This window comes from Mesorhizobium sp. M4A.F.Ca.ET.020.02.1.1, assembly GCF_004022645.1.
Lineage (GTDB): Bacteria > Pseudomonadota > Alphaproteobacteria > Rhizobiales > Rhizobiaceae > Mesorhizobium.
The window spans coordinates 1-9913 of record NZ_RZOI01000156.1; the positions used below are offsets into that span (position 1 = coordinate 1).

Here is a 9913-nt window from a genome sequence, read left to right on the forward strand (position 1 = left end):
TCATTGTTCAAAGCTCGCCGGCAAAAGGTACGGCCATGCGCATCACATTGCCCTCGCAGGCGGTTTGAACGTCATGAGCATTGCGCCCGAACAAACGCCAACCGCCAGCGCATGCTGGCGCGGCGAGGGCGGTTGCGGGACGCCGCTGTACGGCTGTGGTGGCCTTGCCGGTAAAGGGCTGCACATTGCGGGCTATCAATCTTCGTGATCACCGGCGTATCGCCCTTGCGGAGGAACTTCAGGGCGCGGTCCATTTTCCTTTTCGACCCCCACTTTACGGCACACTCTGAAATAGGAATTGCAATGCCAAGCCCGAGAATTGACCAGCCTAGAATTGTAATTCCTGCGATCGTCAGAGGTATGGCTATGCCAAGAAGGCGCCACGAGGACTCCCAACCCCGCCAACTCACGGGCCGATCCAGCTTTAGGCCAGCTCCCATAAGGGCGACGATCACAACGAACTCTGTGAGACGCTCGGTTAGTATCCGGTTCTCCAGTGGGTTTACCCCTACGAGAGGAGAGAATGGTGACCAAACCCAAAGAACCCCGATCCCGATGCAAAGCATTGGCAACGAAAGCGGAAGCTTTCGGAGCAGTAAAGGTAGCCAGGCCGTAAGGAGCACGATTGCTCCAAAAACTGCCAAGAGGAGAGCATAGGACTGCATGTGGGGTTAGGGCGTTGAACGCATGCTCAAGGCGCCAAGCTGCTGCGAGCCCGAGCAGAAACAGGCTCCCCTCCTCACCCAACGTTCGACCCTCATGTCTTCCCCCGCCCCTTGGCTCGACCGAAGTTTATCGTAACACTGGCCTGGAGCCGCTATCCGAGACCACTTTCTACTGATGCAGACGTTGTGCTCCATGACTTCTCGTGGAATATCCGCCACGTAACTTTGCTCGCAGCTTCGCTGCTGGCAGTGCGAGCAGCCTAGTCTTCACCAAAACGCTCGACCGCCAGTCATCGCCAAAAAGGCGCTCAGCGCGCGAGCCTATTTTCTGTTCACCCTCCTCTTTTCTGTTCACCCTCCTCGGCTTGTAGATCATAAGTTCCTGGTTTCGGCGCATATCGCCATTTCGGATCAATGACGAATGCACACCGCCCACCCACAGGTGGCCGCGAAGGATAGAAGCCAGGATCGCAGGTGTGCCCGCATTAAGAGCGGTTAGTCTAACCGCCACAAACCTAGCAGTTCGCCTCAGTCTGCGGATCACACGCCTTCTTTTCTTGCTTCTGTGGCTTGGGTTTCACCGCCTGCTCCGGCTGCTGCTGCTCGGCGGCGGGTTGCTCCTTGGCCTTTTTCTGCGGCTTGGCCGCCTGCTCGGGCTCGACCTGCTGCTGCTCGGCCGCAGGCTGTTCCTTGGCCTTTTTCTGCGGCTTGGCCGCCTGCTCGGGCTCGACCTGCTGCTGCTCGGCCGCAGGCTGTTCCTGCGTCTTTTTCTGCGGCTTGGCCGCCTGCTCGGGCTCGGCCTGTTCGGTCGTGGCAGCGCCTTCGGTCGGCTTCGATTTCCGGCCAGCCTGAACCTTCTTCACCTCCTCAATATCTTTGATCTCAGCTGGTTTGGCATCGGCATCGGCTTTCACCTCGCCTTCAAAGACCCTGACCGTATTGTTTTCCAATTTGCCCGACTGCTCGGGCGCGTCGGTCTTGCTGACCTTGACGACAGTCACCTCCTGGTTCGTCTCTTTCTCGATCACATCAACATCTATGACTTTGTTGATCACCACGTTGTTATGGATCGTCACATCGCCAACCGGCTCAGCCGCCTCGACAATGCGCACAATTTCCGGCTCATCACGGATAACGACGACAGAAATGTCCGCCGCAAGGAATTCGCGTGTGGGGACAACGACCCAGTAAAAATCCGGCGTCGCGTCGAAGGTCACCTCGATTGAAATCAAATCCGGATCACGACGCGGCGGTAGCGGAGCCCAAATCATGTGCTGCCTGTCACGACGCCAACTCACCCAGGCTGGCGCCCAACGAGTGCCCGGGACCCAGTACCAACCGATGTCGTCGGCATAGCCCCACCGGCCGTAATGGTACGTCGCCCAGCCGAATGGCTCGTCGGATACCCAGAGCCAGCCATACTGCTCGGTATAGACCCAGTGTCCAAGGGTATATGGACGCCAACCGTCAGGTACATCAGCCGGTACGAAAACGGCCGCTCCGTGGTACGAAACCCAATCACCATGGGAAGAAAGGTCCTGGTAGAATGTGCTGATTGAAACGTCGGTGGCAGCCCCTGCCTCGGACACGAGCGACAATGGCGTAATCGGGTTGGGAATCTCGACGATGGTGAGCAGACCGGCGGTTACGCCGCCCAGCATCAGTCGTACCGCATTTTGGGCAAGGACGCGTTTCATCCCAGTTTCCTCCGAAACAGATCGCCCTTCATCTTTGAAACCCGCCGGCTGTCGGATTGTTCCACTTTGCCAGCGTTGCCCGTATCCGCTCACGGCTTGGCATCCCAAACGCCCTAGCCAGCCTCCTTGTTGCTGCGAGGGAGGGAAGGTGCAAACTCGGGTAGCCTTTTCTGGCCTTCGAAAGGGCAGCGCGAAAGCAACTCATGGTTCAATCTGTGGGGCGGGTTCCGGCTCGCAAGATGTATGATCAGCTTGTCAGATCGCTATCCGGCGAGGACATCCGCGTCAGCCACATTGCAGCGCCCGGAACTAAAGGAGTACCCCGCGGTTCTCTTGGAAGGACAGCTAACCATGAGGATGCGGCAGTATGGTTGAACTTGTGGTTTTGGAACAGGCAGTCGCCAGGCAACGCTTGAAGCGAGCAGAAAAATCTCCCAAACAGGCAGAGGCAATGGTCGGCGAGATCTGCGGCCTCGCGGTTAGCCTCGCCCTTTGCGCCCGTATGCGGAGCCGCCAACGGCTCGCAGCCAGAAGGCGACTGCCGAAGGCCGTCCCGCCGACAAATGCACACTGAGGAGAGCAGTCGCGATGTTATTTGCACCTCTCAACATGGATGGCCGAAAGCGAAGCGCCATCTACCACGCAGCACGGCTTTCGATGCTGCACGAGCGGCTAGCCAAGAAGCTCGAACAGGTGGACCATGCAGCCGATCAGGTTGAACAGGCGGCGGCCGATTTGGTTGAGGCCACGCATCAGCCCGCCGTCCTCGCCAGAGGCTGAACCACCGCTCATGTGCTTCGCCCAGGTCGAGCAGCATTTGTTCCCGAATTACCGGGCGTATCCCCTGCCCTATTCCTGGCAACAGCAACCAACCGGAGCACAGAACGCTTTGGATTCGAGTCGAGCCAGACAGCCCTGATTGAGCTGACACTGTTTTGCCCTGCCAGCGGTTTCCACATCGTGGATTCGATAGCGGTCGTCCTGGCACAGCTTTCCTCGGCCAAGGTAACGCCCTCCCCAAGTTGCACCTTGAGAGCGACCGTCGCTTGGTTCGCTCGGCACGTCTGCACTGCCGGGCCGCCGGTTGCTGCGATGCGCTCCAACAGTCGCAGGTCGAATAGCGGCCCCTCTGGCCCGACTGGAACGAGCAGGCACATTTCTGCAAGATCGGACCATGCGACCACGGGCCTGTCGACGAGCGAGTGAGACGACGGCAAGAGGACGAAGAGGCGCTCTTGCCAAAACACCTCGCTGCAACAGGAAGGGACGGCGCCAAAGTCGTGAGTGAACACGAGGTCGAGGTGGCGGCGGCGTATGGCTGACAGCCACCGCCCCGCGGGAACATCCTCGATGCTAAAGCTCACGTCCGGACAGAGGCTGCCGAAGCGAGCGATGATGCCTCTGAGGAATTCTCCTCCCCTCACACAACACAATCCAATCCGGAGCGTCTTTGCGTCCTTGTCTCCGACACGGTCATTGAAAGCGTCCAGCAAGCCTTCGTAGTGAGCTCGCACAACATCGATCCAGGCTCGACCCGGCTCCGTCAAACGAACTCCGCGGACATCGCGTTCGAACAATTGCACTTCCAAGTGTTGTTCGAGCTTGACGATGTTTCGGCTCACGGAGGATTCTCGAACCCTCATCGCCCTTGCCGCCCGCCTCAGGCTGCCATGATCGACCGCTGCAAGGGCGTAGGCCAGTAGCCGCAACGCGTTGCCGTTCGGCGTCATGCCTCGGGCGCTTTGCGGACAGAGATCGTGTCAGTTTCGGCGCAACGCGCTCGAATCTCTTCTTTGGTGCAAAAGGCAGGCAATAGGTTCCCTCCGTGCGCGCGGCTGAAGAAATTCGCCGAGGCACATTCACGAGACGGCATGATCCGTTAGGCTTCGATACAAGCCCGCTTCGTAGACATACTCATGTGGAATGGCCGGGTCCGCCATCTGCGAGACGTACAGGTTAAGATTTTCCCGGCTGTTGCTCGCCGCAAGGCTGCAGAAATTTCCGCTGTTCCAGGTCATGACGCAGTGTTTGAAATGCGTCCCTACAGCGCGCGACATCTCCTCAAGCGTCACCTCGTTGTTGAACATCGTGGTCAGCACCGCGGTCTTCTTTGCCTCGATCTGCTCTAGCTGGAAGTAGCGAGCCTTGAAGCCAAAATCCTTCTGGCACTCGCGGCGCTGATAGTCGCTGTCCTCAACCGCCCGAAATTTCTCGAGGAATACGAAGATGCCTCCTTCCTTGAGATGCTGCGCCACGAACTCAATCTGTTTAGGTCTGTTCGGCGAGTACATTTGAAAGGTGGTATCTTCGAGGATTATATCGAATCCGGAAGCGAATTTGCCCAATCGGGCGTTTGAATTGAGGACGGCCTTGGTCAGCCGATGGAACGGGCCGACAAAGAACTCGGCGTCTGGCGGTTCGCCATATGCCATGAAGCACTTGTAGTTTTCCGCGTTAGGACTGCAGGAGAGGCTGTGGATTTGCCCGCGGGACAACTCCGACAGTGTTCTCGCCATGGTGCCCTCCGCTGTGCCAAGGCTATATAACGACAGCGGGGCACCGCGAATTCGTGCATATCTCAGCACGCCGTGGGCCATCCGACACTCCTCCTCCAGCCGGTAGGGAATGCTGCTGTGATAGTGCTGATCGAAGAAGCCTTGTCGTGCCGCATGCAAGCTGATCAAGTCGCGAATGAGGTTATCGTTCGGAAGAAGCCTGGAATCGACCTCGGGCTTGCGTGTAGGCATTCCGCTTTCGCCGGCTGCCGTCGTCGCGAAAAAGCCCGACAGTTCGTTGATCCGCGGGCCGTGGTCGCATTCGGCCAGAAAGTCGTCGAGTCCTCGCATCGAATTGTGCCTCCCACTACCCGTGTGATCGGTGAGATGCCTCAACTCGACAACGGCACGAAGATTAGCGCCGAGTAATATTCTTGGTGGTCGAGTATCAGCGGAGGCGACGAATAGAATGGCCTTGTAGAAGCGGCTTCCATCGAATTGCGATTTTTTCGCTTGCGCCACATCAACCGACAACTCTGAATTATTTGTGAGTTGTTCAACAACCTATGGTTATGCACAAACAGGAGGATGAGTAGTCTCCGAAGGAGTCGCTTCGATTGGCGGATATTTTTTGCCTCGACCCGACCACATTGCGCCGCTCGCGGCACCGAACCCTTGCTCACCAATATGAGAGCTGGGGGAACATACGCGCAGACTTAATTAAGAGAACGGGTTTAGAGCGGCAAGAAACGAGAATTGCCCACCCCCGGCATATGTTCTTGATGAACTTGAAGGGTGCCGCCCGGCGCGGCGAAGACTTCGTCGACGGTCGCCGGGTTTCTTTCTCGGCCAGGCGGCCCGGTTCGATTATCTACATCCCTGCCGGCAGCGAATGGACTGGTTGGGATGAGGGCGACGCAATCGCCTCCTACCTCCTCGTGTCGATCGCGCAGGAGTTCGCAGACGAGACCTTCCAAGGATTTGCACCCGATTGCCTGACGGGACTGCCCCCGTGGATCGGATTTCGTGACAACACCATAGAAGTGGCGTTGCAGAGAATAGCCGCCGAGCTCAGGTTTCCTGATCCGATAAGCAAGACGATGGTGGAGAGTCAGGTCACGCAATTGTTCGTGCAAATGGTCAGGTTGAACCGAACCGGCCGCAAGCCGGCAAAAGGCGGTCTCTCGACTTTCGATCTCAAGCGCGTCGTGGGAATGATTGAGGCATTCCCAGACGCCAAACCCACGCTGGCCGATCTAGCAAAAGAGCTAGGTATCAGCCGGTTTCATTTCAGCAGGGCGTTCAAGCAGTCGACTGGAATGACGCCGCATGCGTTCATCGCGCAGCGCCGGTTGGTACAGTCCGCGGACATGTTGCGGTCGACGGATTTGTCGGCGACAAAAATCGCGATGGAATGCGGCTTCGCAAGCTCAAGCCACCTCACGACCGCGTTCAAACGCGCCTTTGGCACGAACCCGATAGAGTTTCGGCGCAAGTCCAGGATCTAGCCCGAGCCCCTATTATTTCAGCAAGGAATTGAAAGGCTCGGCATCCCGTTAAATCAGACATCGCCGGAGTGGGCATGACATGCGGTCAATGGATGGGTGGGCCGCCGATGTCACGCGAAGTTCGGTTTCATTATGCCAAAGGAACGCTCCGTGAGCCCCGCGCCTTCATTGGCTTCCTTGCCAGTGCGTTGTCCGCGTCTGTCGGACGAAACGGCTACTACATCGCATGCTCATGGACCCTCGTCGAAGCAGGGTATGGAAGCGCGAGCGTCGCGACGTTGCTCGTGATCGTCAGCGTTGTCGAATTTGTCGCGAGCCCCCTGGCTGGCGCAATGGCGGATCGGTTTGACAGACGACTGCTGAACATCGCAGCGGACGTTAGTCGCTTTGCCGTCATGCTCGCCACAGCCTGCGCGCTTCCCTATCTGGACTTGTTTCCAGCGATCTGGTGTTCAGCGATTCCCTTTGCGCTATGTGACCGAGTTGCACTTACGAGTTCGCAGTCAATGATCCCTCTCGTTGCGGGAGGCGATCTGACAGCTTCATATTCCATTGTCTTCTTCGTCACGCAGTTCGGATGTCTTGCGGCAGCGCTGCTCGTGGGTGCGTTGCCAAACGACCATTCCGCTACCCTGGTGTTCGTCCTCCTTGCCGTATGTTTTCTTGTTTCGGCGGGAAGCTTGTCCTGCATTCGTGGCGGCTCGGCGTCTGGCGAACGCAAAGTCAACGGGCTTGTTCTCAATATTGACGGGCGCCTGGTTCGTCTCTTCGCCGTCTACGCGCTCCTATATGGAGGCGCGGTGTTGGTCAGCGTGATGGGATCTAGCTTCGTTTTCGTAGAACAGAAGGGCACCGCCGCGGACTTCGCTCGCGTCGAGGCAGCCTGGTCGGCGGGTTCTCTGATCGGAGCGGCACTGCTCAGTCGGCTGACAGGAACGATAAGTCCTCATACATTGCACCTCATGGTTTTAGGCTTAACAGCGCTCGCGCTAATGGCGCTGGTACTTCTGCGCGCGCCCTGGACATTGACCATGTTTGCCGCGCTTGGGTTTCTCTACAATCTGGGCCGGGTCAGCGTCGAGGTCACACTGCAGTCGCGTGTACCCGATAAGGCCTTGGGCAGGGCCAAAGGTGCCATGCACAGCCTCGCAGTCGGGCTTGGGTTTGTCATTTTCAGTATCGCAACCGTTTTGGGAGACCAGGCCTTTCCGTCGACGATTTTCCTCGGTTTCGCTGTGGTGCTTCTGTTCGGCGTTTCTGCCTTGAGCATCAACGTCGCTCGGCAAGAGGGGGATCCATGAACGTGCATGAGCTAGCAGGAGCCGCAGGAGCGAAACAGGCCGCACTCAGATCGCTGGCGACACTCTACCCGTGGATGCAACACTACTATTCCCGTCCGATCCGCGACTACGCGGCCAGGCTGTACGAGGCACCAGTTTCGACAGCCATGCCTGAAAGTCGGCAATACGCTCTGGCCAAGCTGCTCGACGCGATCAAAAACGCGGGGAAGCGAAATGGATTGCCGATCGGCGCGGTCGCAGAAATCTGCAGGGAATTTGAAGAGCGTCGCGTTTTGCAGACGGGTCCTCACCTGCTGCTCCTGATGGACCCGGAGGCTTACTACACTCACATCCTTAGCCTCGTGGGCCTCGCGGCGCATGGCTGCTCTACCTACCTGTCCTATGCCGTTTCCACGGTGAGCCTCGTTGAAAGGGCTCGCAAGGGCCCGGGCTGGCTCACAATTGATCAGACGCCGATCAACGTCTTCGGCCTCACTCGAAGCCGCATGATCGGGTACAGCCTTCTGACTGGGCCTGGAGCCTATCGGTTCGAACTCGTGCCTGCGGAACAAGGCGCTGAGCCAGCCGCGCTTGCGGTACTTCACAATCTTCTGCCGAAGGGCCAATTCGAACGGCCAGCACATGCCATAAAGGAAGCCAATTGCAGCCTGTGGCCGAAGCTGTTTGGAAGCCGCTTTACGTTCTTGCAGATTGACGACGAGGATATTGCCGACCTGGTGGCGGACCATCTGTCGGAAAAGAACTCCTGGCTGCGTACGAGGCTGCTGGAAGACCCAAGGCTCGCGTTGAATATGCTTGCAGAGATCGACAGGCTTGCAGACGGCCCCTGGAGTGGCTGGCTCGCGCGCGGTACCGACTTCTTCTGGTTCTATCAAAACGGCAGGCGCCTGCCACTGCGGCTGGTCGCTGGCGAACTCGTCAATCCGGCAACAGGGTTGAAGATGGTTCGCTTCGAGGCTTCCGAAATCATCGAGCGGTTGGCCGACCGCAGTCTAATTCCGAATCTCCTCCTCATGTTTCTGGTCGTGTCGGTCCTGCCGGGCGTCCGCGCGCTCGGAGGCAGTCATCAGCCGGTCTACTACCCCCTCATGCGCTATGTGGTCTGCCGCGCACTCGAGGCTGGAGATGTGGATGCCGATCTGCGGGAGGCTCTCGTGGCCGATGATCTACCTGGCGCTTGGGGACACCGAGTAATTGAGTGCGATGACGATCTCTTGGACATTTTTCGAAACGGAGACATGGCCGTGTCCAGCGATATCATGGACCGGCTCGGAAAAATTCCCTTCGCAAAAGCCTGTGGAAGTATGACCAGTTTCGTTTCGGACGCGTCGTGGCAAGAGCTTAGCAGACAGTTGGGCGAGCAGGCGATCTCCCCCACTGATGCGGAATGGGCCTTTTCCTGAGCAAAAGCAGTACGCGCAGGACATCACGCTCAGTCCAGCGTCTCCATCGGGGCCACACGCAGTCGGAGCGAATCACTTCAGACCGGCAGCCCGAGTTGCTTCCGCAGGCTTTTGTCGAAAGCCGATGGGGGCACGAAACGGCGTAGGAAACTGACCTGGCGCGCCATCTTTCCCGCTGCGAGCGCAGCTTCGGCGTAGGATCGGTTGCGGCCGCCAGAACCATCTTGGCGACCACTTCGGGCAAGTCGCCTTTTTCCATCGCTTTCCGAACGGCGACATCATGCCTGCGCGGGCGGCGTATCGGATGTCGAAGTCAGTCCCCGAGGGCCCAAGCAAGCGATAACGAATGTTTTTGACGGTCCTCAACGTCACACCCGAAGTCACTATTGCGAAACTGCGCAAGGCGCATATTGTTTGGCATAGTCGGGGTCGTAATCGGCAGTCCAAGAACATGGGCCGTGGACGCGGTGCTAAGTTAGGTGGTTTGGTCGAGGATTTGGTCGAACTTCAATAGAACCGTCCGGGGGTAGAGCCATGCAGGCAAAGGGCCATGAGTGATGCGGCCATGGGGCAAGGCCGGCGTGAGCCAGCCGACGGCGATATTGTCCGCGAGCAAGCCGTCCTCTTTCGCCTCACGGACCGACTTTACCGAGCCAATGGCCTTGGCGAGATCTACGATGCAGCACTTGATGCCATATGCGACGCGCTCGGTTCGTCGCGCGCCTCGATCCTGAGATTTGACAGCCACGGCGTCATGAGCTTCGTCGCGTGGCGCTCACTCTCTGAAGAATACCGCGAGGCAGTTAACGGCCACACGCCATGGACGCGCGGGGAGCACAATCTG

The 9913-nt window shown here is 58.2% G+C and carries 7 protein-coding genes and 2 pseudogenes; 5 read left to right on the top strand and 4 right to left on the bottom strand.

All coding sequences use genetic code 11. The annotated features are described in order from the left end of the window. Positions 1 to 208, top strand: a pseudogene (locus tag EN742_RS38695) (hypothetical protein); the annotation flags it as partial. A 972-nt stretch (positions 209 to 1180) separates the two neighbouring features. On the opposite strand, the gene EN742_RS12770 reads toward EN742_RS38695, so the two are convergent. The 3 genes from EN742_RS12770 to EN742_RS12790 all read right to left on the bottom strand — a co-directional run bounded on the left by EN742_RS12770 (position 1181) and on the right by EN742_RS12790 (position 5208). Further along, entirely contained in the window at positions 1181 to 2362 is a 1182-nt protein-coding gene (locus EN742_RS12770) for a DUF6600 domain-containing protein (protein ID WP_128332875.1), read from the bottom strand. Positions 2363 to 3150: 788 nt separating this feature from the next. Beyond that, entirely contained in the window at positions 3151 to 4092 is a 942-nt protein-coding gene (locus EN742_RS12785; protein WP_127405053.1) for a LysR family transcriptional regulator, read from the bottom strand. Between the two features lie 129 nt (positions 4093 to 4221). Beyond that, positions 4222 to 5208, bottom strand: a complete 987-nt coding sequence (locus tag EN742_RS12790; protein WP_128332876.1) for a class I SAM-dependent methyltransferase — start codon at positions 5206 to 5208, stop codon at positions 4222 to 4224. Positions 5209 to 5474: 266 nt separating this feature from the next. On the opposite strand from EN742_RS12790, the gene EN742_RS12795 reads away from it, so the two are divergent. From EN742_RS12795 to EN742_RS12805, 3 genes are all read left to right on the top strand, one after another. Next, on the top strand, positions 5475 to 6365 hold the full coding sequence (locus EN742_RS12795; protein WP_245487582.1) for an AraC family transcriptional regulator: 891 nt from the start codon (positions 5475 to 5477) through the stop codon (positions 6363 to 6365). 107 nt (positions 6366 to 6472) lie between these two features. Beyond that, complete coding sequence (locus EN742_RS12800) at positions 6473 to 7666, top strand: MFS transporter (RefSeq protein WP_189375301.1); 1194 nt, start codon at positions 6473 to 6475, stop codon at positions 7664 to 7666. Beyond that, positions 7663 to 9069 carry a hypothetical protein gene (locus EN742_RS12805; RefSeq protein ID WP_126056312.1) on the top strand — a complete coding sequence of 469 codons (1407 nt, stop codon included), beginning with the start codon at positions 7663 to 7665 and terminating at the stop codon, positions 9067 to 9069. Before EN742_RS12800 ends, EN742_RS12805 begins: the two co-directional genes overlap by 4 nt. Before the next feature lie 77 nt (positions 9070 to 9146). Here the strand turns inward: EN742_RS12805 and EN742_RS39330 are convergent. Then, a pseudogene (locus tag EN742_RS39330) lies at positions 9147 to 9378 on the bottom strand (short-chain dehydrogenase/reductase); the annotation flags it as partial. A 241-nt stretch (positions 9379 to 9619) separates the two neighbouring features. Between EN742_RS39330 and EN742_RS12815 the strand changes: the two are divergent. Then, positions 9620 to 9913, top strand: a 294-nt coding sequence (locus EN742_RS12815; RefSeq protein ID WP_148670091.1) for a hypothetical protein, incomplete at its 3' end; no start/stop codon positions are given.

Excerpts from the sequence above, each read along its gene's own strand:
- EN742_RS12805 (WP_126056312.1), top strand. The coding sequence starts at position 7,663 with ATGAACGTGCATGAGCTAGCAGGAGCCGCAGGAGCGAAACAGGCCGCA.
- EN742_RS12770 (WP_128332875.1), bottom strand. The coding sequence starts at position 2,362 with ATGAAACGCGTCCTTGCCCAAAATGCGGTACGACTGATGCTGGGCGGC.
- EN742_RS12800 (WP_189375301.1), top strand. The coding sequence starts at position 6,473 with ATGTCACGCGAAGTTCGGTTTCATTATGCCAAAGGAACGCTCCGTGAG.
- EN742_RS12785 (WP_127405053.1), bottom strand. The coding sequence starts at position 4,092 with ATGACGCCGAACGGCAACGCGTTGCGGCTACTGGCCTACGCCCTTGCA.
- EN742_RS12790 (WP_128332876.1), bottom strand. The coding sequence starts at position 5,208 with ATGCGAGGACTCGACGACTTTCTGGCCGAATGCGACCACGGCCCGCGG.